The following is a 25,450-nucleotide window of genomic DNA, read 5'->3' as shown; positions in this document are numbered from 1 at the left end:
CGTCCACCGGTAGCTGTTCACCTGGTTCGGACCGACCGAGCTGCCGACTTCCGAGTGCGGCGCGAGAACCGATCGAACCGGTACGGTGTGGCATCGATCTCGGCTGGACGTCGACCGAGCTCGGCAGCGAGCAGTGCGGCCGAGCCGCAGGCCATCGTCCAGCCGACGTGTCCGTGTCCGGTGTTGACGAACAGGTTGTCGCGGGGCGTTGCACCGATGATCGGCGGCCCGTCCGGAGTCATCGGGCGCAATCCCGAGCGATACTCGACCGAACTCCAGTCCAATGCTCCGGGAAAGAGTTCCTCGCCGGCAGCGCGTATCTCGGCGAAGTTCGACGGCGCATGGGTCTTGTCGTAACCGGCGAATTCGGCGACGGCCGACATACGGAGTGTCGATCCGAACGGAGACCAGGCAACCAGTGATCGTTCGTCGATACCGCCTGTGTGCGGTGCCCGCGACTGGTCCCGGATAGCCACCGAGAGGCTGTATCCCTTGGCCGGATAGACCGGGACGCGGAGCCCTGCGGTGCGAGCGAGTGTGCTCGACGCACTCCCGAGGGCCAACACGTAGCAGTCGGCGTCGATTTCGCTGCCCCGAGCGGTACGAGCCCTGACGATCGAGGTGCCGTCGGACTCCAACGACTCGATTCTCGTGTTCAGCTCGAACCGGACACCGAGGCGTTCGGCTGCCGCCGCCAACCCCACGGTGAACAGCGCCGGGTCACCGGTGCCGTCGTCCTCGTCGTGAACAGCTCCCGCGAAGTCGATGGTGCTGTTGGCCAGAGCAGGGTCGACCTCGAACGCCTGCTCCCGGGTGAGCAGGCGTTGCGATCTCCCCTGCTGACGCATCAGCTCGGCTTTGCTGCTGGCTTCGTGGAGGGCGGCTGCGTCCCGGTAGAGGTAGAGGATCCCTCCGTCGGTCCGGTGATACGCGAGTGACTCCTCCACCGTCAGCTTCTCGAGCAAGGTTTGGCTGTAGGAGGCGAGTTCGTACTTGGCGAGGGTGTTCTTCAGGCTGCGTGCGGGAGTGCATTCACGCATGAATGCCAGGCCCCACCGGATCAACGCTGGATCCAGGCGAGGTTTCACCCGAATGGAGGTTTGTCCTCCGACCAGCGATCGAAGCAACATTTTCGGTGCTTGCGGAGACGCCCATGCATACGAATGCCCCGGCGCTATCAACCCGGCCGTCGAGGCGGTGGTGTCGTCTGCGACGCGATCGCGCTCGTCGTAGACCACCACCTCGTGGCCCTCGCGTGCCAGATAGAACGCACTCGTCACACCGATGATGCCGCCACCGAGAACTGCGATTCTCATTCGACACCCTCGTCGGAATGCACAGCCACAGCGGTGATCTCGACCAACAGTCTCTCGTCGAGCAGGCCGGTGACGACCGTGGCCCTGGCCGGCCTGTGCCGACCGAACCGCTCACGCCACACCCGGTTCATCTCGGCGGCGTACGCCGCCGACGTCAGGTACACGGTCGTCGAGACGACGTGGTTCAGATCCGACCCGGCGGCGTGCAGTACTCGTTCGAGACGATCGATAGCGACCTCGGTCTGTTTCGTCGGATCACCCTCGCCCACGATCGACCCGTCGTCGGCGAAGGACACCTGACCCGAAACATGGATATTTCGTCCATCTTGCACATACGCGGGGTAACTGGTGGTCTCGTCGGCGATGCCTGCGAGATTTGCAGATACGAGGGTCATATCATTCCTCTTTCTTCAGAACTTCTTGGAAATAGAATCGCCACCCGAGAAAGCCGCACCAGGCAGTGACAGCAATTGCGACAATCGGCGCTCCGTAGAAAAGTATTTCCAACATCAGTGCGCTCCGGTGTTATCGAGGATCGGTTCGTTCGAGGTTTGTGTTCTTCGTGGATACTTCTTGCTCGTCGCTACCGCTGCCACGGTGTAGGCGATGAAGTTCGCAGCGACACCGGGGAGAAGACCGTCGAGACCGAACGGGCTCATCAGTACCCACTGCCACACGACCGTGACCGCAGCACCCGCGGAGATACCCCACAGCGCGGCAGGCGCGGAACGAACACCGAACAGCACTGCTCCGAACAGCGGCACGATCATCGTCGGTGCCCAGAGTGTGTAGCTGTAGAGCAGGGCGTCCACGATGGACGGAACTGTGAGCGCGAAGATGGTGGCACCGGCGCCGACGACCACGCTGAGGGTTCGTTCGATGTTCAGCCGCTTGCGCTGCGAGGCCTCGTGCTTGGCCAGTGGCCGGTAGAGATCGTCGGTGAACACCACTGCGCTGGAGTTGATGTAGCTCGATGCCGTCGACATCACGACCGCGAGGAGCGCCGCAACCAACAAGCCGAGCAGGCCGATCGGCATCAGGTTGGTGACGACGGTCGGGAGTGCCGAATCCGGCTCGATGTCGGGGTAGAGCACGAATGCCACCGCTCCGATCGAGGCCGAGATGAAGAAGAAGAAGAACGAGAAGATACCGGCGGTGACGAATCCCTTACGGGCGTGCGAGGAGTCGGGCGTCGAGAAGGTGCGCTGCGCGTACGGAGGAACCAACGTCTCACCGAGCAGCAGGGCCGCGAACAAACCGACGAACTTCATGACGCTGTAATCACCCATCAGCGTCAGGTGATCGGACGGCAGGGCGTCGACGAGAGCCGAAGGCCCTCCCACTGCATGCAATCCGATGAGCAACGTCACGGGGATCAGGACGCCGAGGAACACGAACTGGAGAAGGTCGGTCTGAATGACGGCCCAGGCTCCGCCGAACGCGGAATAGAGGACGGTCACGCCCATACCCAGAATGATCGCCAGTGTCGGCGGTACATCGAGAGTTGCGTTGACGACCGTACCGATCGCCAATGCCTGTGCGCCCAGAATTCCGGTGCACAACACGATCGACAATCCGCCCGTGATGACGCGAGCGGGCTTGCCGTAGTGCGCATGCATCACGTCACCGAGCGTGTGTGCACCGCGGTAGCGTTTGAGTTTGGGCGCGACGAAGAGTCCCACCAGTACGGTCTGGATTCCGAAGGCGCAGAAGGCGAACATGTAGACGTACCCGTCGCGCATCGTCGCCCCGGCGACACCCAACGATGCGCCGCCGCCCAGAAAGGCAGCAGCGAGGCTGCCGAAGAAGACCGGCCAGACAATACGATTGCCGGCAACCGCGAAATCATCGGCATTCGAGACTTTTTTCATGGTCTGTACACCGACCACGATCAGCACTACGAAATACCCGGCTACCGCAATCCAATCCAATACTTGCATGACTTCTCCTCTGTCGACGATGGAAAAATCGTATGACGGAGACCGCTTTCGGGTCTTCATCAAAAAGCCCAGCATCAGCTCCCGTACGTCTATATTCTTGGGCAAGTTGCACACATGCCCAGATTCGGCGTTACGTCGAAGTTAATCGGACGGGAGTTCGTCGTGCTCAGTACCGAGCTGGCGCAGCAGATCGCAGTGGACATCACCGAGATCATCGGGCACAACGTACTGATCACCGACGCCACCGGGATCGTCCTCGGTAGCGGTGAGCGGGGACGCGTCGGGCAATTCCACGAGGCGTCGATCGTGGTGATAGAAACCAACAGCACGCGCAGTCACTCGAGCGCCGACGTTCGGAGCCTGCAGGGCAGCCTTCCCGGCACCACGCTTCCGCTGACCCTCGATGGTCGAGTGGTCGGCACCGTAGGTCTGTCCGGAGCTCCCGAGCTGGTCGAGCAATTCGGGCAGATAGTCAAACGTCAGACGGAAATCCTCATGAGCGAGGCCAGCCGCATCGGAACCAGGGTCTCCCGCCAGCGCGCCGTCGAAGACTTTCTGCGTGACGTCTTCGACTGGCACCGTAGCGACGCGTCCATGCAGAGTGTCGAGAATCGAGCTGCTGCACTGTCATTCGACATCGACATTCCGCGCCGTGTCTTTCTGGTCGAAACCGACAACACGGCACCGGCGACCGAGGTCGGCAAGCGCGCCGACGCCGACCCCACTACCGTTGTGCTGGAATGGATTCGACACACAGCCGACACTACGCAGGAAATAGCCGGCAGACTCTCCCGAAATGTCGTCGCCGTGATGCCTCCAGTGGGTAGCACCACCGACGACGACCGTCGCTGGCAGACGCTCGTCGAGCGGGGCAAGGCCAACGCATGGTCGGTATCGGTCGGGGTTGGGCCGAGCGCGTCCGGCGTCGCTCGATTGAACGCGTCGGCCCAGGACGCACGTGACGCACTCGAGCTCGGGCGGCAGGTTTTTCCCGAACGACACATCCACGACATCGACCGGATGCGTCTGTTGCACGCCGTTCGGGCTGTTCCCGACAGCACCCGTCGCCGATTGGTCGACACGGTGCTGGGCGACATCGTCCATGCCCCGGACTGGGAAGTCCTGAAGCGAACACTGATGACGTGGGGCGAGAGCGGCTTCAACTCGACCAAGACAGCCGAAAAGCTTCACCTGCACCGAAACACGCTCACCTACCGGCTCGTCAAGATCGACAAGCTCACCGGGTACACGACCTCGCCCGGCAGCGATTCCGTCCTGTTGTACATCGCCGCGCTGATGCACGACTCGGCCTGAGCTCCTCGAGCGCCTTCCCACAACGCGGCCGAGCAACTTGTCGGTAGGTTGGTGTATGGGTGCCACTTCTCCAATCCTTCTTCAGTGCAATGGAATTGGAGTTGACCGGCATCGGATTCCGCGCTAGTATCGAACATGCGTTCTACTTCCAGTGGGAACACATGCCGGGGGGCGACTACACAATGACCACATCCAGCTCGACACGCAGTCGATTCGCGGCCTATCTCGGGCCGCAATCGAAGCCGTACATCGAGGCTGCTTCTCTGGCCGAGATTCGAGATGTCGCGACGCTGGAGAATCAGGCGTGCGCACGGAAAGTGGCTGTAGCCGCCGAGATCTGGGACGCGTGTATTCATCAGAACGTGCTCGTCGGTGATGTCATTCAGGACGCGGGCAATTACGCGGCGTCGGAGATTGCGCACGTTCTGGGTTGCTCGAAGACCGTAGCGAACAGGTACGCCGAGATCGGCATGGACTTACGGCTCCGGCTTACCGATGTTGCAGCAGCGTTCGAGGCAGGCGAACTCGACCTGCCCCGGGTCCGCGCGATATACCGCTGCACCCACAATCTGACGCAGGACGCCACGACGGCCGTCCAAGGGGAGGTTCTGCACGCTGCCCGACGCCTGTCACCGGGTCCGCTGGCGACGGAAATCTGGTCGATCATGTACCGCATCGCACCCGAACAGGCCGCCGCTCTGCGCAAGGACTTGGAACGGCACACCAACGTCACGTACACCGACAAAGACGTGCTCTCGACGCTCAAAGCCGACCTCACCGCCGCCGACGCCGCAGCTGCTTGGCAGTTGATCAACGAGATGGCCGCGACCGTGTGCCGACGTGATCCGCGAAACAAGGGGCAGAAGCGTGCCGCAGCGTATGTTGCTCTGCTGCAGCAGGAGTCGTCGATGGCATGCATGTGCGAACCCGATGACGACAATCCGTGCACGGCCGATACTGTGCGTCCTGATCGACGCGCCCCACTGACGGTGATCACCGTCGACCTCGCCACTCTCGCCGGTCTGCTGTCCAATCCTGCTCACCTGGCCGGCCACGGCCCCATCGATGCCGAGTACGCCCGGGAACTAGCAGACAACGCACACTGGCAGATCCTGCTCACCGAAGCCCGCAATCTGGCGGAGAAGCTCGGTTACGGCGAGGACCTGGAGTCACTCGTAAACCTCGATACCGATACCGATACCGATACCGATACCGATACCGATACCGATACCGACAATGGCACGGGCACTGAAGACAAGGGCGCCGAAAGCAGCAGCAGGTCGCAGGTGGTGTTTCATCCCCTTGGGCGTGGTCGCCGTCGCGTCGGCGGTTCGGTTCCTCGGCCCCCGAAGTCCGCACAACCACCGCGAAGCACCTGTCTTGCCACTCCGTATCGGGGCACTTACACCTTTGTTGCCGAACGCGAAGCGGCCATCACCGCAGATCCCGCTCTTGGGCTCGCGCTCCACCCGGACGGTCATGGAGGTCTCGTGTTGCCTCCACCCGGAGCCCTCGTCTATCGCCCGACTGTTGCACTGGCAGAACGTATTCGGTACCGCGACCGCACGTGCCGGCACCCCCGCTGCGACGTCCCGGCCCAGCAATGCGAGATCGACCACATCGTGCCGTACTTCCATCGCGATCCCGAGTCCGGTGGCTGGACCATCGACACCAACCTGCACTGCCTGTGCCGCTACCACCACAGTCTCAAGACCATGGGGTTGTGGACGCCGATGATGCTCGCCGACGGTGTCGAGTTCTGGGTCTCGAATGCCGGCACCACCGCGATCACTGTTCCCGGCACCACGCAACTCGCAGACATGAGCCATCTGCCCGTTGTCTATCGCAGGCCCAAAGGTGAAGCGATGCAGACAGATACCCCGAGCCTCGAGATAGTCCAGCCGCTGCCCGCGCCGGTACCTACGTCGGCACCCGACGATGATCCTCCGCCTTTCTGATCGATCACGGGTCAGTACACAGAAGTTCCACCGCAGTCGAAGCGTCTGCGGTGGAACAACTGTGCCCAACCGGCGTCGCGGGTGTCAGCCCGTGTAGGTGCTGAGGTCGTACACCGTCGCGCTGCCGACGGTGCTGGCGGTGAAGTTCGCCTCGACCCATTCCTGAATCTGCGAGGAAGTACTCGCGGAGTCACCGCCCATGCCGCCGCGCGCCATTCCGCCACCCATTCCGCCCGACACGTAGTACGCCACCTCGTGATTGGAGACGTACTCGATGAACTCGTCGAGAGTCGGGGTGGGATCGCCGCTCCATCCGCCGATCGCCATCACTGCCGTATCGGACGCCAACTCGTATCCGGCTGCAGACATCGAACCGTTCACAGCAGCGGACCACCGCGTGGTCGTGGACTCGAGCAGAGCCGTCAACTCCTCGTCGGTCTCACCCATACCGCCCATCGACATACCGCCCATCGACATACCGCTCGGCAGGTCGCCGCTGCCGAAGCCGGCCGGAAGATCGGCAGCATCAGCCGGCATGCTCGCATCATCGCCCGACGCAGCATCAGCCGGCATCGCATCGCCCGGCATCGCTCCCGTCGGCATACCACCACTCGGCATACCGCCACTCGGCATTCCACCGCTCGGCATGCCGCCTGGGCCTCCGTCGCTGACTGCACCTGTCGGGCCCGCAGTGGGGACGGAACCACTGTGTGCGTTGGTCGTCGTGGCGATGGCGTACGACGCGCCGCCGCCGAGACCGGCCACGGCTCCGAGGATCAACGCAGCGGCAGTGAGCTTTCGGTACCGCCCGGCGAGCAGAATCATCACGGCCGCGACGATGGTCCCCACCAACAGAATCCATTTCAACGCAGGCAGCCAGTCCGCGTTGCGGTGCAGCAGCACCCAACTCCAGGTACCGGCCGCAATCATCATCGTTGCCATACCTGCTCTGCCCCACATGGATTCGCGTCGAAGCCACAGTGCATAGCCGCCGGTTCCGATCATGCCCGCAAGTGCAGGAGCGAGCGCGACGGTGTAGTACGGGTGAATCGTGCCGGACATGTAGCTGAAGATCAGCGCCGTCACCAGGAACCAACCGCCCCACAGAATCAGGGACGCACGCAGCAGATCGGTACGTGGCGCTCGGCCACGAGCGATCAACCCGAAGACCAGCGCCACCAGGGCCGCCGGGATGAGCCAGGAGATCTGGATTCCCATCTCGCTGCCGAACAGTCGGTCAAGACCGGTCGACCCACCGAAGCTGGACCCGGCTGCCCCGGCACTCATTCCGGCCGGAGCCTCCATCCCGCCACCGCCGGTGTTACCGAAGATTCGGCCGAGGCCGTTGTACCCGAGCACCAGATCCATCACGGTGTTGTCGGTGGACCCGCCGATGTACGGTCGGGCGTTCTCCGGCCACAGCTGAACCGTCAACACCCACCACCCCGCAGCGACGATCAGCGCCGCGAACGCGCCGACGAGGTGCAGCAACCGGGCCCGTAACTGCGCCTGTCCTGCCACGAGATACGTGAGACCGAACGCCGGCAACACCAGCAGCCCCTGCAACATCTTCGTCAGGAAGGCGAACCCGAGCGCCACGCCCGCGAAGGCCAGCCACATCGCGGCCCGTCGCCCGGCAGCCGTCTGCAGAGATCGCACCACGAAGTAGCCGCCGAGTGTCATGAGGAGGACCAACAGCGCGTCGGGATTGTCGAAGTCGAACATCAACGCCGCCGCCGGGACCGACGCCAGAGTGAAGCCGGCGAGCAACCCGGCAGTGGGGTTCGCGACCCGCTTGACCGCGGCATACACCGTCGCCACAGAGGCGACACCCATCAATGCCTGCGGCAGAAGCAAACTGAAGCTCGAGAACCCGAACACACGAGCCGACAGTCCCATCACCCACAGTGCGGCCGGTGGCTTGTCCACGGTGATGAAGTTCTCGGAATCGAGCGATCCGAAGAACCACGCCGTCCAGTCTTTGGTACCGGCCTGTACCGCCGCGGCGTAGAACGAGTTCGCGTAACCACTTGCGGTCAGGTTCCACAGGTACAGGGTTGCGGTGGCCGCGAGCAGAACCAGTAACCCGAGCAGGTGCCGGCGGCGATACAGCCACCCGTTCTGCCGGGACGGCTGGCGGGCATGCGATGGAGGCATCGCGCCCGGTCGGTCGAGTTGGGCAGTCATCGCAGATCCTGTTCGTCGAAGTTGTCGACTACGAGAATGTGCGATGGACCGTCGGCCACGCTGGGAGCAGCCTGCGAACTTGCTGTGAGCGAAAGACCTCGCTCAGACGCGATCGGCGTACACGACGATGTTGTCGTCGTAACTCGAGATGTCCGAGTCGAATTGACCGCCGCAGGTGATCAATCGCAAGCCGGGGTGGTCGATGTCTCCGTAGACCTTGTCGGTGGGGAACGCATCCTTCGGATACTGCTCCACCGCACTGACGACGAATCGGACCGTGTTGCCGTCCTGGCTGACGACGGTGACATCGTCGCCCTGTTCGAGTTCGCGGAGCCGGTAGAAGACGCCGGGGCTACCGCCCCAATCCACATGCCCCGCAACGATCGACGGTCCCAATTGCCCCGGAACCGGCGACCCGGTGTACCAGCCGGCGGGGAAACCACCCGCGGGAACTTCCATCGAGCCGTCCGGACGCAGACCCAGACCCATCACATCGGAATCAACGCCGATCGCACCGATCTCGAGCCGCGCGGGCGGTGACCCAGGAGCCGACGACGATTCGGCGGCAACCTCACCCGACGGGGCGACGGCGGCAGGAGCAGGAGAAACCGAGGACATCGAATCGTTCTGCGACGGGCCGGGATCCGAGGGCGTTGCGCAGCCGGCAACCAGCGACAGCAGCAGGAGGAACGCCGCTGCCACCGCCCGCACCACGACCCGGTGTCGGGTCGTGGTGCGGGCGGTTTCGGCCAGAGGTATCGATACCTCGACGGTAGGTCTCACCGATCAGTGCCGACGACGAGTCAGAGTCAAGGCAGAGACTGCACCGACCGCAAGCACGGCCAGCAACGTCCAGATCGCAACGAACGGCGTTGTGTCAGAGGATGACACAGTGCTGCCGTCACCGGTCTCGACGCCACCGTTCGGGATCTGCGTGATCTGCCCACCCGGGTTGTACGTGCCCGGCTGATCCGGGCCACCCGGTGTGCTCGGCTGGTTGGGCTGATCAGGCGTGTTCGGGGTATTGGGGGTGTTCGGAGTGTTGGGGGTGTTCGGAACGTTCGGCTGATTCGGCACGTTCGGCTGGTTCGGCACGTTCGGCTGATTCGGCACGTTCGGCTGGTTCGGGATACCCGGGATCGGCGGGATCGTGATGCCGGGGACGGGAGGCAGGCCTGGGATCGGGGGTACTTCGATGACTATCGGCGGCGTACCTCCACCATCACCCGGGGTACCCGGTGTACCGCCGCCGTCGCCGGGAGGCGTCGTGGTGACCGGAGGCGTGGTGGTCACCGGAGGCGTTGTCGTGACCGGAGGCGTTGTCGTGACCGGAGGAGTGGTGGTCACCGGAGGCGTAGTGGTCACCGGAGGCGTTGTGGTCGTGGGGGGTGTTGTGGTCGTCGGCGGAATGACGGTCTCACAGTTCGGGCTGGTGATGCGGTTCGAGTCCAACGTCACGGCACCGTTCCTGGCGAGCAGGCGTCCGTCGACGGTGGCACCGGTGGTCGCGGTGATGGACGCCAGCGCCATGACGGTACCGACGAACTGGGTGTCGGTGCCCAGTGTCGCGGAGCTGCCGATCTGCCAGAACACATTGCAGGGATTCGCTCCGTTGGTGAGCGATACCCGACTGTTGGAGGCAGTGATCAGCGTCGATGCCGCTTGGAAAATGAATACGGCATTCGAGTTGCCCTGCGCATCGAGTGTCAGGGTGCCGGTCAGGCCGAGAGTCCCCGATCCTCCGTACAGTCCGGCGAGAAGAGTTTGCCCACCGAGCTCCACTCCGACATTCGCCGGGCCGGTTCGACCGGCCGCATCGTTGTAGCCGACGGTGAGATCCGACTGTGCCTGTGCTGCAACGGTATCGCGGTCGTGGATCACTCCACCCGTGACCAAGCCGGGCGGAAAGCCGGTGACACTCGGTGGTTCGCCCTCACCTGGACTGACGCCGACGTCGCCGCTGATGGTCGAGGTGCCGGTATTGGTGACGGTGGAGCCGGCCAGTACGGCGAAAGTCTCTGCGGTTCCGAGGCCCACGGTGGTGGGCTGGGCAACGGCGGGAGATGCAGTGATCATCATGAGTGCGCTGGTGGCCAGGGCAATTGTTCCTACGACGGGAATGAGCGTCTTGCTGCGGCCGGTGGTGGTGGACGCATGGGTGCGCTGCGAAGCATGCATGGATTACATACCGATCTGATGGTGGGGGACGAAGCGGGCTTGCTGCCTCGCTTCGTGGATCACGCACATCGATCCCCCGACGAGTTCGATTGCGCGGTAAGTTATCTCGCGACTTTCGACGATGTTCACTGGCATACACCAGGGGCGTCGAGGTCTCGCGGTCTGTGCACTTCGATGGCATCGCGTGCCGACTTTTCTGCAACACGCGATAGGAGTGAGAGGTAGGCGGAGGCTCCTGGCCCACTCCGCAACAAAGAGTTTCCCCGTATCTCTACGGTGTAGAACTACAGCACACCATGTGTACTCTCACGGGTCAAGCGAAAATGCCTGCAGGACAACAAGTTTGTTTTCGGGTCTGATAACCTTCGATATACCGCTTAGTTCTGATTCCGGAAAGGTGGTGACGCTCGTTGTCACCGTCCAATCGCACGGGCCCACACGTCAAGGACAAGATCGACCGCGAATACGTGGTGTCCGCAGCTCTGTCCATCGTCGACCGAACCGGCCTGGACAGCCTGTCCATTCGCAGCCTGGCGTCGTCGATCGATCGCGATCCGATGACGGTGTACCGATATCTCCCGACGAAGGAGGCACTGCTCGACGCCATCGCCGACGCGATACTCAGCCCGCTCGTCACGGTCGATGTGACCGACCCCGATTGGCAGGGACAGCTGAGAATCTTCGCCCGGCACTATCGCTGTCTTGCACTCGAGCATCCGCACGCGGTGATTCTGCTGTCCACTCGCCCCCATCGAACGCCGCTCGGGCTGGGCACCACCAGATCTTTGAGATCGTTGGAGGGCGTACTGGCACTGTTGACCGCCGCCGGGTTCACCGTGCCCCAGGCATTGTCGACGTACCGGATGCTGAAATCTTTCCTACGGGGACACCTGTTGAGCGAGACGCAGGAGATGCCCGAGAAACCCGACGAGACCGGAGATCGGCTGACCCTCGCCTTGCGCCGCCTCCCCACCGCCGAATTTCCGCTGCTGTCCACGCTTCCAGCGCTGATCACCGAATACGACGGAGCCCTCGAGCTCGAGCGTGGACTCGACGTGCTGTTCGAGGGTCTCGGGCGCACCGCCGAGACCGTCACGCCCGCCGGATCGGGGCAAACCTCTGCACTGGGTCACGGGTGAGGAAGTCCACCGAAATCGCGTTGCTCAGCTCGGGTTTCTCGACCAGTAGCCCATGGGACGTGCCGGCACGATCGACAGTTCGGCGACCGGCACGCTGCGATAGAACTCGGTGGCGTGCTCGATGCTCACCTCGTCGTCGTCGTCGATCATCACCAGCGTGCGGACCGCCAACTCGGCCAGCATCTCGGGCGTCAGCGCCGGCTCTGCGCTGTGCATGTCGTCGAGCCTGCGCACGCCGCGTACCACGTCCGCACCGGACCGAGCTGTACCCAGTTCCCAGAACTCACGGCGTCGGAATTCACGACGTCAAAGTAGACCCGTACCCGCTTCGTTCGCTCGTTCTTCGTCACGCTGCTGCTGCGCCGCAGCCAGCCCCGACATCGTCCGCAGCGGCACCTCCTCGAGGAACAACACCAGCACGAAGCCGATGACCATCAGGATCGACACGGCGAGGAACACGTAGTCCATGGCGTCGGAGAACCCGATCCGGAACGGCTCGGCCAGTGCGGGTTCGAGCTTTTGGATGAACGAGCTGTCCTGCAACGCACTACCTGCGACGGAGGCGTCACCCGACGCTATCGCCTGGGCGAAACCGGATTCCAGCGGGTCGGAACTGGTTGCGGCGCTCTGCACTGCCTGCTGGAACTCCGGCGTCGAACTCGCGGCGATCAGTGCATCGCCGGTCTTCGGGGTCAGCTGGGTGAACAGCATCGACAGGAAGACGGCAACACCCACCGTCGCACCGATCTGCCGGAAGAACGTTGCAGCAGAAGTGGATACACCCATGTCCTTGGGCGGCATCGCATTCTGGATGGCCAGGGTCAGCGGCTGCATCATCGAACCGAGCCCGAGGCCGAACACGCCCATGACGATCATCGTCTGCCACAGCGGCGTATCGGCGTGCACGTAATGGAAGACGAACATCGCGATCGCCATCAGTGCGGTACCGACGATCGGGAAGATCTTGTAGCGGCCCGTCTTCGAGATCATGCGACCCGAGACGATCGACGCGATCATCAGGGCACCGACGAGGGGCAGAGTCTGGTAGCCGGCCAGCGTCGGCGAGGAGCCCTTGACCACCTGCAGATACTGGGGCAGCAGCGAGATGCCGCCGAACATCGCCGCACCGGCAATGACACTGACGGCAATACACAACGAGAACAACGGGTTTCGGAAGAATCGCATGGGGATCAGGGCGTCGTCGCCCATCTTGATCTCGGCGAGTACGAACGCGATGACGCCGACGATGCCGATTCCGAAGCACAACAGGGCCCGAGGCGAACTCCATCCCCACACGCGTCCCTGCTCGGCGATGATGAGCAGCGGTACGAGGCCGACGCTGAGAAGCACTGCGCCCCACCAGTCGACGCGCGCCTCGCGGCGGTACACCGGCAGGTTCAGCACTCGCCACACCACCACGAGCGCGATGATGCCCAGCGGGACGTTGATGTAGAAGACCCAACGCCAGCCGGTGATTCCGAGGATCGACGACTGCCCGGCGAGCAGTCCACCGATGACCGGCCCGAGCACGCTGGACGTGCCGAACACGGCCAGGAAGTAGCCCTGGTACTTGGCACGTTCGCGCGGCGGCACGATATCGCCGATGATGGCCAGCGCCATCGACATCAGACCGCCCGCACCGAGGCCCTGGATGGCGCGGAAGGCGGCGAGCTCGTACATCGACGTCGCGATGCCGCACAGCATCGACCCGACGACGAAGATCGAGATGGCCGTCATGAAGAACGGCTTGCGTCCGTACAGGTCGGACAGCTTGCCGTAGAGCGGGGTCGAGACCGTCGAGGTGATGAGGTAGGCCGTGGTCACCCACGCCAGGACCGAGAACCCGTTGAGGTCGTCGGCGATGGTCCGGACGGACGTCGAGACGATGGTCTGGTCGAGGGCGGCGAGGAACATGCCCATCATCAGGCCCGACAGAATCGTCATGATCTCGCGATGCGAATACTCGCCGGTCGCGGGCTTCACTTCAGGATCGGTAACCATCTCTTGGATTCACCTTTACATAGCATTTACTTGTGTCCTACAACGATATTCGGACCACCAGCATGCTCGCAGAACGCCGTCTCTGCAAAGGTTTATTTACGGCGAATCCGGTCTCGCACCTCACGCATCGTGTGTGGGTGAATGCCCTCGGCAGCGAGCACCCTACGAGTTTTGCGCCGCGTCAACAGAACCCCGGTGATCGCGATGATCCACACCGGGAACTGCGCGAGGAACGCCACCCGGAAGCCGTCGAACGTGTAACCACCCATCGCGTCGAGAATCCATCCGATCGCCGCGATCACCAACAGCGACGCCAGGAAGCCACCGATGTTCACCATCCCCTGCGCCGTCCCCAGATTGGCGCTCGGATTGAACGTGCGGGCGAGGTCGAAACCGATCACCGAACCGGGGCCACCCACCGAGATCACCACGACGAGCAGCACCAGCAACCACAGCGGAGCAGGTCCGGGCAATGCCAACACGATCGCCCACATGGTCGCGTTGCTGATCATGATCGCCAGCACCAGCCACGACCGTCGCATCGGGTACCGCCCGGTGAGAACACCCACCACGATGCCCGACGCCACCGCGGACGCCACCGACACCGTCAGCAACGCTCCGGCCGTCGATGCCGACAGCCCTTGTGCCGACGTCAGATACGGCACACCCCAGAGCAACGCGAACACCGTGATCGAGAACTGAGTACCCATATGGGAGAAGAAGCCGAGCCGGGTGCCGGGGCGTCGCCACACGTCCGCAATGGAGACGAGGGTCTGTCGAAGCGTCGTCGGCTCGAACGCGGGGGCAGCTCCGTCGTCGGGGCGATCTCTGACGAGCGCGAGAACCAGTACGAGTGCAAGGAGCCCGAGCGCAGCCGCGCTACCGAACGCGAACGTCCAACCGGGTCCGTTCAACAGGATCAGGAACGGGACCGCCGAGAGCACCTGGCCGAGCTGGCCGAGCAGGCCGGTCAGCTGCGAGACGATCGGCACTCGTCGCGGCGTGAACCACACCGGCACCAACCGCAGCACCGAGATGAAGGTGAGAGCATCTCCCACGCCGACGAACGCGCGTGCGACCACCGCGACCGGGAGCGACTCCGTCAGCGCCAACGTGATCTGCGCCGACGCCATGATCAGCGCGCCCGCGGCGATCATCTTCCGCGAACCGATGCGATCCAGCAGCACCCCGGCCGGGATCTGCATCCCCGCATACACGATCACCTGCAGCACAACGAACGACGACAGCAGCGACGGCGACACCGAGAACCGATCCGCCGCACTCAGTCCGGCGACGCCGAACGACGTTCGATGCAGCACTCCGATGATGTAGGCGAAGACACCGATGCCCCACACCACCCAGACCGTCTTGCCAATACTCACCGGACGATTGTGTCAACCACGCTGTGGAATAGTCGGAGCCGGTAGTAACCGAAGCAGGAAAAGGAGTGGCGCGATGGCCAAGCAGGTGTTGGTGCTCAACGGTCCGAATCTGAACATGCTCGGAACCCGGCAGCCCGAGGTCTACGGCCACGCCACCCTCGCCGATGTCGTCACCCTGTGCGAGAAGACCGCCGCCGAGCTCGGACTCACCGTCCAGACCGAGCAGTCCAATCACGAGGGACAGCTCATCGACTGGATCCACGCGGCCCGCGGGGTGGCGTCGGGCATCGTCATCAACCCGGGCGGGTTGACGCACACGTCCGTGGCGCTGCGCGACGCACTCGTCATCCCGGAGGTACCGATCATCGAGGTGCACATTTCCAACGTGCACGCCCGCGAGGAGTTTCGGCACCACTCCTTCGTCTCCCCCATCGCCAGCGGCGTCATCGCCGGACTCGGGATCGACGGATACCGATTCGCCATCCAGCGCCTCGCCGCTCTCATCTGACACAGCTCTCATCTGACACAGCTCCAATCCGACACAGCTCTCATCCGACGCTCAGGATCGACTGCCTAAACTGGTCGCCGTGAACACGAGCAAGAACGTCTCCAAAGACATCAAGGCCATGCAGAACGGTGACAAGAATCGTCGGACTCTCGTTCAGGTCGTCGTCGCAGTCGTTCTGATAGCGCTCGTGGCGGCAATTGCCCTCTTCATCGTCAACAAGGATTCGACGTCGGGGGATGCATCGTCCGCGGCAGGCTCCGGCGCGACCGGGGCCCAGCTCACCCCCACGACCTTGACGGACAACGGTGCCATCCGATTCGGCAACCCCGACGCCACCACCGTCGTCAGCGTCGTCGAGGACTTCCAGTGCCCGGCGTGCAAGAACTTCGAGTCCATCAGCGGATCGACGCTGCAACAGTTGGCCGAGGCAGGCAACGTCGCCGTCGACTACCGACCCATCTCCATTCTCGACCGGTTCTCGAACGGGACCATGTACTCGACCCGCGCGGCCGGTGCCTCCATCTGCGTCGCCGAGAACGACCGCGACAACTGGATGAGCTGGCACACCGCCATGTTCGAGCAGCAGCCGTCCGAAGGCGGTACCGGACTGACCGATGACGAGCTCGTCGCGATCGCCGCCTCCGCAGGTGCCGACTCCCCCGCCATCGCGTCGTGCATCACCGACGGCAGCTACACCGATTGGGTCACCACCCAGACGCAGTCGGTCCTCGGCGAAGGCATCAACGGAACGCCGAACGTGCGCGTCAACGGCACCGACATCTCCAACCCGACGCCGGAGAACATCCTCGCTGCCGCTGCAGCAGCCGGTAACTGAGCAGCATCCGGTAATCGACATGAGAACCCGCGCAGGTGCCGCTGTCTTCACCCTGTTCAGCGCTTTCGGGTTACTCGCAGCGCTGACGCTGACGGTCGAGCGATTCAAACTGCTCGAGGACGCGTCGTACGTCCCGTCGTGCAGCCTGAATCCGGTGCTCTCGTGCGGTTCGGTGATGGTGACGAAACAGGCGGCGCTCTTCGGGTTTCCGAACCCCATCCTGGGCATCGCCGCGTTCTCGGTGGCGCTCGTCGCCGGGGTGCTCTGGCTCGGCCGCGTAGAACTGCCCCACTGGTTCTGGCTCGGACTGAGTGCAGGCCTGCTGCTCGGCGAAGTCTTCGTGCACTGGCTGATCTTCCAGAGCCTGTACGAGATCAATGCCCTGTGCCCCTATTGCATGGTGGTGTGGGCGGTGACGATGCCGTTGTTCGTGCTCGCTCTGAGCCGATTGGTCGGCTCCGGCCCGAACAACGGCGGCACAGTCGGCCGTCTCTTCCTGGAATGGCGCTGGACACTGCTCGCGGTGTGGTACGCAATCGTCGTCGCGCTCATCGGAATCCGCTTCTCGGACTACTGGGCATCCCTGCTCTGACAGTTTCGCAAAACTCATGAGTCGAACGTCTGCACCGTGCATGATGGGTGCAGCACCCGAGTGAGACTGATCACAGCTCCTGGCTCGGGGAAGATCGTTCGAGTAGCAGGAGTCGATACATGGCAGGCGATCCATTCGCAGTCATCGTTGCCGTCATCGTGTCAGCCGCCGGTGTAGTCGCCGGAACCGATGCCCCGGCTCCGATTCCCGATCAGGCGGTGCAGGATCAGGCAGCGGAGATCGCGGCCAACGCCGAGGATCAGGCGAAGACGATGAGCGATCAGTGGACCGAACTACTGGGCACCATGCCCGAACCGGCCGCCGACATCGCCGATCGCACCCTCTCCGACGCCGCCGAAGGCTTGCACACCGCCGCCGAACCGATGCTCCCCGACCTACCGACGGTGGAAGACATCCAAGCAGTCGGCACAGAAGCAGCCGACACAGAACCAGCCGGCACAGCAGCCGGCGATACGGCAGCGGTGCCGACCGCGCCGGGAGATGCACTGGCCGCCACCACAGCCGCGGCCGTAGCTGCTGCCGGCTCCCCCTCCACGCCACTGCCGTTCAGTGTGTTCTCCTCGAATGCGGTGTCCACCACCGCAGCCGCACTCGGGGCCGGTGCCGTTCAATTCGCCGGCCGTACGTACACCGCCGCCGATATCGCCACCCAGACCGCGTTCATGGCGTCGGCCGAGGCCATCAGGCGCGCGCTGTTTCCCGGTCAACCCGCCACGTTCACCGGAATCAATGTGGGCTCGATCGGTTTGGGTGCGGTGGGAGCCATCACCGCCTTCGTGCCCTGGCTGCAGAAGGCAGGCAACATCTGCGGCGGCGTCAAAGCCACGACCATCGCGGCACTGTATGCCGCCGAGAACGGTTTTCGGCACGGCCCCACTGCTCCGGTCTCGAGCACCGGCGCGCAGGGACCGGGGCAGTTCATGCCCGGCACGTGGGCGACATACGGCAAGGACTACGACGGCAACGGCGTCACCGACGTCAACAGCATCGGTGATTCGGTGATGGCGTCGGGCACACTGTTGTGCGACATCTACGGACAGGTCGACGGTTGGAAGCGCGAGGGCAAGGTGTCCGGTGACACCTTGGATCTGACCCTGGCCGGATACAACGCAGGAGCGGGAGCTGTACTGCGATCGGGCGGTATGCCCTCGGGCACAGTCGATTACGAGACTCAGACCAAGCCGTACGTGTCTCGCATCAGAGCGACCGAAGCGCAGTTCGCCGCCATCCTCACCCCGTTCGCCGGACTCGACCTCACCGGAATCGGCGGCCGATCGGTGCAGCTGGCGATGGACTACCTGGGACTGCCGTACGTATGGGGCGGCGGAAACATCAACGGACCGTCCGGCGGCGGATTCGACTGCTCGGGCCTGACGTCGTATGCCCTCTACAAGGCATCGGGAGGAAAGGTCACCTTGCCCCGAACCTCGGAAACTCAGTGGAACGTGGGCACCGAGATCCCTATGGAGCTCGCGCAACCGGGCGATCTGCTGTTCGGAAACTTCGGACCGGCCGGGCCGGGCCACGTGGCGATCTACATGGGCAACGGCCAGATGGTGCACGCTCCCACCACCGGGGACGTGGTGCGCGTGGCACCGGCGTTCGACGGTATGCGCGCCCGTCACATCGTCTAGGTGCGCGCGTACAGTGCGGTCGTGACCAATGCACGCGTGGAACCGGCCGGCTTCGACGACGAACTGGCACCGGAGCCGCCGCCCGGTGAAGGCTTCGAGACCAACTGGCCGGTGCGGACCGGCGACATCGATCCGAGCAACCGACTACGGTTCGACGGCGTTGCCCGCTACCTGCAGGACATCGGTACCGACAACCTCGACGCCACTCCTCTGGGCAAGACGGATCCCATGTGGATCGTGCGGCGCACGGTCATCGATGTCTTCGAGCCGATCCATTTCCCGGACCGAGTGCACATGCGGCGCTGGTGTTCCTCGATGTCGACCCGATGGTCCAACATGCGGGTGGCATTGACGACACCGAAGGGTGGACGCATCGAGACCGAGGGCTTCTGGATCAACATCAGCAAGGACACCGGAATGCCGACCCGCATCAGCGACGGTGCCCTGGAAATGCTGGCGCGAACCACCGATCAACACCGGTTGCGCTGGAAGGCATGGCTGACCGAGCCGGTGCCGGCGGAATCTCACGCGGACGTTCAGTTCCCTTTGCGCGCAACCGATATCGACCCGTTCAACCACCTCAACAACGCCGCATACTGGCATGCGATCGAGGAGTTGTTGGTGGACGTGCCGGAGCTGGCTGCGGCACCGCACCGCGCCGTCATCGAATACCTGACCCCGGTGCTGGCAGGTGAACGCGTCACTCTGCGCCACCGCTACGACGGCGGCGCGTTGACCGTCTGGTTCGTCGTCACACGAGCATCGGGCGAGCCGACGGTCCGCACCGTGGCCAAGGTTGCACCCAAGGCGTGACGGTCGAGCTTGCCGCGTGGTGTGCGGGGCAGCGAATCCACGACGGCGATCACCACCGGCAGGCTGGGACCCGGCAGCACGGTGCGTAGATGGCGGCGGATCCGATCCACGGATATCGGATCGGTCTGCGCAACAACAACTCCGGCCGCGGGCTCCGCACCGGTTCGGTCGTGGGGCAAGCCGACCACCCCGGCCTCGAGCACACCGGAGATCGACAACAGTGCCGCTTCGATCGGAGCCAGCTCGACGTTGAGTCCGGCTCGAACGATCGTCTCGCTGTCGCGGCCGTGCAAGATCAGTCGTCCCTCTTCGACACTGCCGCGATCGCCGACGGTCATCCACCCGTCGACCGGCCCGTTCGTCAGGGTCGTGTGGCCTCCCACTCGGCTAAGGTAGCCGTCGAACAGCATGTCGCTGCGCACGTGCAGCAGCTCGTCCCTGATCTCGACCTCGACCCCGTCGAACAGCTGTCCGCTGACCTCGGTGCCTGTGATTTCGCGTCGGTCGTAGGAGACGAAACTGAGCTCGGACGCCCCGTAGAAGTGCGTCGTGGTTGCCTTCGGTAGCGCTCTCGCCAGTGCCGCTCGACCCGACTGCGGCCATCGCGCCGCAGACGAGAGCACCTCGCGGACACTGTCCGACCGTACTCCCGAGCGAGCGATGTCCCAGGCGATGGTCGGTACCGAATACAGATGTGTCGGAGCATCTTCGAGAGCGACCGGCACCTTGCGTAGGTCCACCGTCGCACCCCGGGTCAGCCCGTGCAACGCACCGTAGAGAAAGTGGGTGTGATCGAGGGTGCCGGGTGCGGACACCCGATCGCCTGGACCGAGATCGAACAGTGCATCGGAGCGGTCCAGCGTGGCAGCCCACGACGCCTGATTGCGCACGAACAACTTGGGCGGGCCGGTGGTTCCGGAGGTGACGCCCACGAGCAACTCGGAATTCGCTGCGGGAGTAGAGATGGCGGCGGTCGGGTCGGCAGCCACGTCCTCGGGTGCGAACACGTCGACTGCGCCCCAGCCACGCAATCTCGCGTGCTGACGCGGATGCGCGGCAATCAGCGACGGCTCGCACACCGCCGTGACATCGGCGAATTCATGAGCCAGCAGATGTCGATGCAGCAGAACGACACTGACTCCGGCATGCATCGCCGCGACGACGACCACCAATGACCCGATATCCGACGTCGGCAGTACCGCGATACGACGCATCCCTGCCATTGCGGTCGCCGCGCGTGTCACCCGAGCCCAGAATTCCCGGTAGGAGATCTCCCCGGTCGAGTCGACGACGGCCGACCCGCGACGGTCGGAATGCTGCGCTATTCGGGCGGCGAGGAGCTCACTTGTGGTCATCATCATCGACACCGTCGTCATCTACACCGTCATCATCGACACCGCGGGCGACGAGGGCGTCTCCCATCGCGTCGGCGGTGCGCAGAGCACGCACCAGGACCGGCGTTGCCAGTGCCGTCATCGACCACTGCAGTCCGCGTGCTTTGCGGGCCTGCGACACCTCTTGGACGATGGACGCGAGCAACGGGATGCATCGAATGGCCAGGGCCAAGAGCAGTCCGATGCGATCCGGATCGACGCCGAAGCGTCGAACGGGGCCGAGCGCTCGGGTGACGGTATCGAGCATGTCGGTCACCCGGGTGGTGAGGGTGACCAGAGCCGCCAGAGCAACGGAGATCACCAGTACCCCGCACACCACAACGGCGCGCTGCCAGGTGGTGATGATCACCTGGAACACGCCGATGATCAACAACATCCACAGCACCGGACGCAGCTGCGCCAGTGCAACTTTCGCCGGAATACGGGCCACCGCGAACAATGCCGCGACCAGCAGCGCCACCGCACCCACTTCGAGCGGAGTACGCGCGAAGATCACCGTCGACAGGATCGCGAAGATCAGCGCCAGCAGCTTCGATCCCGGGCTCATCCGGTGCAGCAGCGAGGTGCCGGGCCGGTAGAGACCGATCATCCGATCAGCTCCCGATAGGCCGGGACCGCGGCGGCGGGGGTTCCGTCGAATGCGATGCGGCCGTCGTCGATGACGATGACGCGCTCGAAGCTGTCCAGCAGTGCCAGTTGATGGGTCACGACGATGACTTGCTGGTCCATGGAGTCCAGAGCCTGCGCGACGACGCGTCCGTTGCGCAGATCGAGCAGCGTCGTCGGTTCGTCGGCAACGACCACCTCCGGTCGTCGAATGAGGACGGCACCGATCGCCAGCAGTTGTTTCTGTCCACCGGAGAGCAGGTGCGCCGGATGGTCGCGGTGCTGATCGAGACGGAAGCGGACGAGAATCTCTTCCACCCGCTCGGCCACCTCGGCCTTGCTCAAACCGGACCTGCGGAGAGAGAACGCGAGATCCTCTGCGACAGTGGGCATCACGATCTGCGAATCGGGATCGGTGAACACGAAGCCGACCTTCTTGCGAACCTGCGCCCCCTTCTTCGCGGCATCGACGCCGTCGACCGTGACGCGGCCCGTATCGGGCTTGATCAGACCGTTGATCATCCGCGCGAGCGTCGACTTGCCCGAACCGTTGGAACCGATGATGCCGATTCGGCGCTCGTCGAATTCGAGGTCGATGCTGTGCAGCACCTGCCGTTCCCCGAACGAGTGCGAAATGTTCTCGAACTTGACTGTGCTCATATGACCCTGCTCATGTAACCCTGCTCATGTCGCTCGTTCCACCAGCATCGCTATTCCTTGCCCGCCGCCGATGGCGCAGGCCGCCAGGCCCAGTGCCGGGCCCCCGGGTTGCAGCATTCGAGAGGCCAACCGTACCAGCAGAATTGCGCCCGACGCTCCCCACGGGTGCCCCATCGCGATGGCTCCGCCCTCCGGACAGATGCGGCCCTCGTCGAGGCCCAATTCATCCGAGACCGCGAGCACGACCGACGCGAAAGCCTCGGTGATCTCGACGGTGTCGATGTCGGCGAGGCTCACCCCGGTCCGGGCGAGCAGCTTCCCGATCGCCGGCACCGGACCCAGTCCCGGAAGAGCCGGGTCGGACCCTGCGACCGCGCTGCCGAGGATGCGCAACGCCGGCATCCCGGCTGCCCGCTCGGCCGTGGTGACGGCCAGAACTGCTGCGCCGTCCGATATTCCGCACGAGTTGCCCGCGGTCACGGTGCCGTCGGAGGTGAACGTGGGGCGCAGTCTGCCGAGCCGCTGGGCAGTCATGTTGGGGCGGATGCGCTCGTCGGTTACGACATCGTTCACCGTGACGATCTCGGCCGAGAAGTCGCAGGCCGCCGCGCGCGCGAACGACCGTGCAGCGTAAGCATCTTGGCGTTCGCGCCCGATACCTCGGATTCGCGCGAGGTCATCCGCTGCCACACCCATGTCCGGGTCCGCGAAGCCGGGCGGAGCGAACGGCGCTCGGGTGTAGCGGACGGGCTCTCCGCCGTCGACCGGTGGCCAGAATCTCCACGGGCTGGTGCTGGCAGACTCGACGCCACCGGCCAGTATCAGCGTCTCCTCGCCGCTGCGGATACGCGACGCGGCCTGCGCCACCGCGTCGAGCCCGGATCCGCACTGCCGATCGACGGTGACGCCGGGAACGCCGACGCCGAGGCCCGCGAGCAGAGACGAGACACGTGCAACGTCGCCGCCGGGACCGAGGCAGTTGCCGAGAATCACGTCGTCGATCGATATTTCGAGCAAACTGATTTCTGCTGCAACAGCTTTCAGGACAGGTGCGGCTAGGTTCGGGGCGGTGACATCGGCGAAGCCGTGCCCGGCGATACCGATTGCCGAACGTTTCGCCGCGACGATAACGGGGACATTCACAGGAGCGACATTCACAGCAGGGCCCTTCGGGCGATCTTGCCGTTGGAGGTACGGGGCAACTGCTGCACCACCGTCCAGCGTCGCGGCAGTGCTTCCTTGGCCATGATTGCGCGAGCGTCGGCGCGCACGAGGTCGAGGTCGCGGGTTCCGTCGAGTTCGATGACAGCAGAGACCGTTTCGCCGAGAACCGCGTGTGGTGTGCCGATCGCTGCCGCAGCTCGGACGCCGTCGAGTGCGGTCAGGATGTTCTCCACGTCCTCGGCGATCACGGTGGTTCCGCCCACGTTGATCGCTGCATCCCCGCGGCCGCGGACGAGGAGTTCGGAGCCGTTCAGTTCGGCCAGATCACCGACGCCGAACCAGCCGCGCGCACCGAGCGCAGCGTACGGCGAACGAACGAACAGGTACCCGTCCTCGGTGCGTGCGTCGACGTCCCGAAGCAGTCTCAGTGAGGAGTGCTCGCCCACCACCCTCGCCGCCACCAGTGACAGCTCCGCCGAGCCGTAGTACTCGACCAGCCTGATCTCTTGCGTCGAGGCGTTCTGTGCCGAGATCGTCTGCGCGGCAGCATCATCGAGGCCGGTGCCGGCAGCGACGGCAACTCGTGCATGGGGCATCCCGCGGAGGACATCACGGAGTACCGCAGGCACGGCATGGACAGCAGTGGCCTGCGAAGGATCGTCGGTGACGCATGCCCCGAGCCACAGTGCGTGCACCGCGGCGAACAGGTGCATCGTGGCGTGCAGCGGTCCGGTGATCAGTACGGTGTCGGTCGGTCGAATACCGGAGATGTCGGTGAACTCGGGGAAGCTGTCTACCCATGACGCGACCGTGCGAGCGAGCGGTTTCGGGCGGCCGGTGGAGCCCGAGGTCGCCACCAGCAGGAACGCGTCGGGATCGGTGTGCGCAGGGCGCTCGGGACGGGCGGCCGGGTCCTCCACTCGGACCGCGCTGCCCTGCCTGGCCGCCGCGAACACGCAGATCAACGCGTCCGGCAGCTCCAGCGCTGACGCGTCGTGGGATCGAGCGCTGTGGGATCGAACGCTGTGGGATCGAGCGCCGTGCACCAGGAGGTGAGGCCACTGCTCGACCGCTGCGTCGAGTTCGGCGTAGGTGAGTGTGCGACCCGCCCAGGAGATGGCGGTGTCGTTGTCGCGGCCTCGACCTCCCAGCGTGAGAGTCACGCCTTGATCAGGCCCGGGTACGCGCGGTGGACGCTCTTGGCGACGACGGTGGCGACGACGACTTTCGCGATGTCTCCCGGTAGGAAAGGTCCGTTGGACGTGACGGCGGCCCAGAGTCCGACGTCCGTGCGCAGGACGAGTCCGATGATGCCGAATGCGTAGACGACGAGGATTCCGCCGACCGCGTTGATCAGCAGGCCGAGCGCGATCGAGTACTTGGGCAGGATGCGCGCGGTGAGTAGGCCGATCAGGAATGCGGCCGGAATCCAGCCGATGAGGTAGCCGACGGTGGGTCCGGCCATGGCGGCGAGACCGGTACGCCCGCCCGCCAGCAGCGGCAGACCGATCATCGTCAGCGCGAGGAACACCAGGACCGCGGCCGTGCCTTTGCGGGGTCCGAGGATCGCGCCGGACAGGATGATGCCGAGGGTCTGCAGGGTGATGGGGACGCCCGAGAACCCGACGGTGATCGATCCCGGCAGGCCGAGTGCTGCGATGAGTGCTGCGAACACCGCAATCTGCGCCATGTCGCGGGCGGAGACGTTCATTCGCCCGACCTTACGGCTCGGCTGGCGAGTACTGCTGTCGACATCTGACACGGGTGACTCCTCGAGGAGTGGGGCGGCGAACTGCCCCAGAGACTTG

The 25,450-nt window shown here is 64.3% G+C and carries 23 protein-coding genes; 8 read left to right on the top strand and 15 right to left on the bottom strand.

Features of this window, described 5'->3' with window-relative positions:
• Positions 1-17: 17 nt before the first annotated feature.
• The 3 genes from CH295_RS15685 to CH295_RS15675 form a co-directional block, all read right to left on the bottom strand.
• Positions 18-1,316: a D-amino acid dehydrogenase gene (locus CH295_RS15685; RefSeq protein ID WP_094741239.1), complete on the bottom strand. Its 1,299-nt coding sequence runs from the start codon at positions 1,314-1,316 to the stop codon at positions 18-20.
• The gene (locus tag CH295_RS15680; protein WP_094741238.1) at positions 1,313-1,711 is read right to left on the bottom strand and encodes a RidA family protein; all 399 of its coding nucleotides are present in this window, start codon (positions 1,709-1,711) and stop codon (positions 1,313-1,315) included. Before CH295_RS15680 ends, CH295_RS15685 begins: the two co-directional genes overlap by 4 nt.
• Before the next feature lie 114 nt (positions 1,712-1,825).
• Entirely contained in the window at positions 1,826-3,256 is a 1,431-nt protein-coding gene (locus CH295_RS15675; protein ID WP_052047727.1) for a sodium:solute symporter family protein, read from the bottom strand.
• A 162-nt stretch (positions 3,257-3,418) separates the two neighbouring features.
• Between CH295_RS15675 and CH295_RS15670 the strand changes: the two genes are divergently transcribed.
• Both CH295_RS15670 and CH295_RS15665 read left to right on the top strand, forming a co-directional pair.
• Positions 3,419-4,570 (top strand): CdaR family transcriptional regulator, encoded by a 1,152-nt coding sequence (locus CH295_RS15670; RefSeq protein WP_170945930.1) that lies wholly within the window; start codon positions 3,419-3,421, stop codon positions 4,568-4,570.
• Between the two features lie 182 nt (positions 4,571-4,752).
• Positions 4,753-6,528, top strand: a complete 1,776-nt coding sequence (locus tag CH295_RS15665; protein ID WP_094741360.1) for an HNH endonuclease signature motif containing protein — start codon at positions 4,753-4,755, stop codon at positions 6,526-6,528.
• A gap of 84 nt (positions 6,529-6,612) precedes the next feature.
• On the opposite strand, the gene CH295_RS15660 is transcribed toward CH295_RS15665, so the two are convergent.
• The 3 genes from CH295_RS15660 to CH295_RS28115 all read right to left on the bottom strand — a co-directional run bounded on the left by CH295_RS15660 (position 6,613) and on the right by CH295_RS28115 (position 10,893).
• On the bottom strand, positions 6,613-8,715 hold the full coding sequence (locus CH295_RS15660) for an ArnT family glycosyltransferase (RefSeq protein ID WP_212556181.1): 2,103 nt from the start codon (positions 8,713-8,715) through the stop codon (positions 6,613-6,615).
• A gap of 102 nt (positions 8,716-8,817) precedes the next feature.
• Positions 8,818-9,498 carry a class F sortase gene (locus CH295_RS15655; RefSeq protein WP_212556180.1) on the bottom strand — a complete coding sequence of 227 codons (681 nt, stop codon included), beginning with the start codon at positions 9,496-9,498 and terminating at the stop codon, positions 8,818-8,820.
• A 3-nt stretch (positions 9,499-9,501) separates the two neighbouring features.
• Positions 9,502-10,893, bottom strand: a complete 1,392-nt coding sequence (locus CH295_RS28115) for an ice-binding family protein (RefSeq protein WP_252342065.1) — start codon at positions 10,891-10,893, stop codon at positions 9,502-9,504.
• 410 nt (positions 10,894-11,303) lie between these two features.
• On the opposite strand from CH295_RS28115, the gene CH295_RS15645 reads away from it, so the two are divergent.
• Positions 11,304-12,032, top strand: a complete 729-nt coding sequence (locus CH295_RS15645) for a TetR/AcrR family transcriptional regulator C-terminal domain-containing protein (RefSeq protein ID WP_037191334.1) — start codon at positions 11,304-11,306, stop codon at positions 12,030-12,032.
• Between the two features lie 24 nt (positions 12,033-12,056).
• Here the strand turns inward: CH295_RS15645 and CH295_RS15640 are convergent, their stop codons facing one another.
• The 3 genes from CH295_RS15640 to CH295_RS15630 all read right to left on the bottom strand — a co-directional run bounded on the left by CH295_RS15640 (position 12,057) and on the right by CH295_RS15630 (position 15,415).
• Complete coding sequence (locus CH295_RS15640) at positions 12,057-12,248, bottom strand: hypothetical protein (RefSeq protein ID WP_141217035.1); 192 nt, start codon at positions 12,246-12,248, stop codon at positions 12,057-12,059.
• 90 nt (positions 12,249-12,338) lie between these two features.
• Entirely contained in the window at positions 12,339-14,033 is a 1,695-nt protein-coding gene (locus CH295_RS15635; protein ID WP_094741235.1) for an MDR family MFS transporter, read from the bottom strand.
• Between the two features lie 92 nt (positions 14,034-14,125).
• Entirely contained in the window at positions 14,126-15,415 is a 1,290-nt protein-coding gene (locus CH295_RS15630; protein WP_094741234.1) for an MFS transporter, read from the bottom strand.
• Positions 15,416-15,488: 73 nt separating this feature from the next.
• On the opposite strand from CH295_RS15630, the gene aroQ reads away from it, so the two are divergent.
• From aroQ to CH295_RS15605, 5 genes are all read left to right on the top strand, one after another.
• Positions 15,489-15,923 (top strand): type II 3-dehydroquinate dehydratase, encoded by a 435-nt coding sequence (aroQ, locus tag CH295_RS15625; protein ID WP_094741233.1) that lies wholly within the window; start codon positions 15,489-15,491, stop codon positions 15,921-15,923.
• A gap of 79 nt (positions 15,924-16,002) precedes the next feature.
• Positions 16,003-16,758, top strand: coding sequence for a DsbA family protein (locus CH295_RS15620; protein WP_252342064.1), 756 nt, complete (start codon positions 16,003-16,005; stop codon positions 16,756-16,758).
• Positions 16,759-16,777: 19 nt separating this feature from the next.
• Positions 16,778-17,350, top strand: coding sequence for a vitamin K epoxide reductase family protein (locus CH295_RS15615; protein WP_037191329.1), 573 nt, complete (start codon positions 16,778-16,780; stop codon positions 17,348-17,350).
• Positions 17,351-17,469: 119 nt separating this feature from the next.
• The gene (locus tag CH295_RS15610; protein ID WP_094741232.1) at positions 17,470-19,005 is read left to right on the top strand and encodes a C40 family peptidase; all 1,536 of its coding nucleotides are present in this window, start codon (positions 17,470-17,472) and stop codon (positions 19,003-19,005) included.
• 21 nt (positions 19,006-19,026) lie between these two features.
• Positions 19,027-19,818, top strand: coding sequence for an acyl-[acyl-carrier-protein] thioesterase (locus tag CH295_RS15605; RefSeq protein ID WP_502694502.1), 792 nt, complete (start codon positions 19,027-19,029; stop codon positions 19,816-19,818).
• Here the strand turns inward: CH295_RS15605 and CH295_RS15600 are convergent.
• From CH295_RS15600 to CH295_RS15575, 6 genes are read right to left on the bottom strand one after another with little or no spacing between them, the layout of a single operon-like run.
• Positions 19,722-21,176 (bottom strand): AMP-binding protein, encoded by a 1,455-nt coding sequence (locus tag CH295_RS15600; protein ID WP_252342063.1) that lies wholly within the window; start codon positions 21,174-21,176, stop codon positions 19,722-19,724. The genes CH295_RS15605 and CH295_RS15600 overlap by 97 nt on opposite strands.
• On the bottom strand, positions 21,160-21,801 hold the full coding sequence (locus CH295_RS15595) for an energy-coupling factor transporter transmembrane component T family protein (protein ID WP_094741231.1): 642 nt from the start codon (positions 21,799-21,801) through the stop codon (positions 21,160-21,162). Before CH295_RS15595 ends, CH295_RS15600 begins: the two co-directional genes overlap by 17 nt.
• Positions 21,798-22,478 (bottom strand): energy-coupling factor ABC transporter ATP-binding protein, encoded by a 681-nt coding sequence (locus CH295_RS15590; RefSeq protein ID WP_037191323.1) that lies wholly within the window; start codon positions 22,476-22,478, stop codon positions 21,798-21,800. Before CH295_RS15590 ends, CH295_RS15595 begins: the two co-directional genes overlap by 4 nt.
• A 24-nt stretch (positions 22,479-22,502) precedes the next feature.
• Complete coding sequence (locus CH295_RS15585) at positions 22,503-23,621, bottom strand: thiolase family protein (protein WP_094741230.1); 1,119 nt, start codon at positions 23,619-23,621, stop codon at positions 22,503-22,505.
• A gap of 11 nt (positions 23,622-23,632) precedes the next feature.
• On the bottom strand, positions 23,633-24,805 hold the full coding sequence (locus CH295_RS15580) for an AMP-binding protein (protein WP_094741229.1): 1,173 nt from the start codon (positions 24,803-24,805) through the stop codon (positions 23,633-23,635).
• Positions 24,802-25,353 (bottom strand): biotin transporter BioY, encoded by a 552-nt coding sequence (locus tag CH295_RS15575; protein WP_170945929.1) that lies wholly within the window; start codon positions 25,351-25,353, stop codon positions 24,802-24,804. The genes CH295_RS15580 and CH295_RS15575 overlap by 4 nt, the downstream gene beginning before the upstream one ends.
• Positions 25,354-25,450 lie beyond the last annotated feature (97 nt).

It is taken from the genome of Rhodococcus sp. 14-2483-1-2, from assembly GCF_002259405.1.
Lineage (GTDB): Bacteria > Actinomycetota > Actinomycetes > Mycobacteriales > Mycobacteriaceae > Rhodococcoides.
This window is presented reverse-complemented; position numbering and strand designations above follow the sequence as displayed.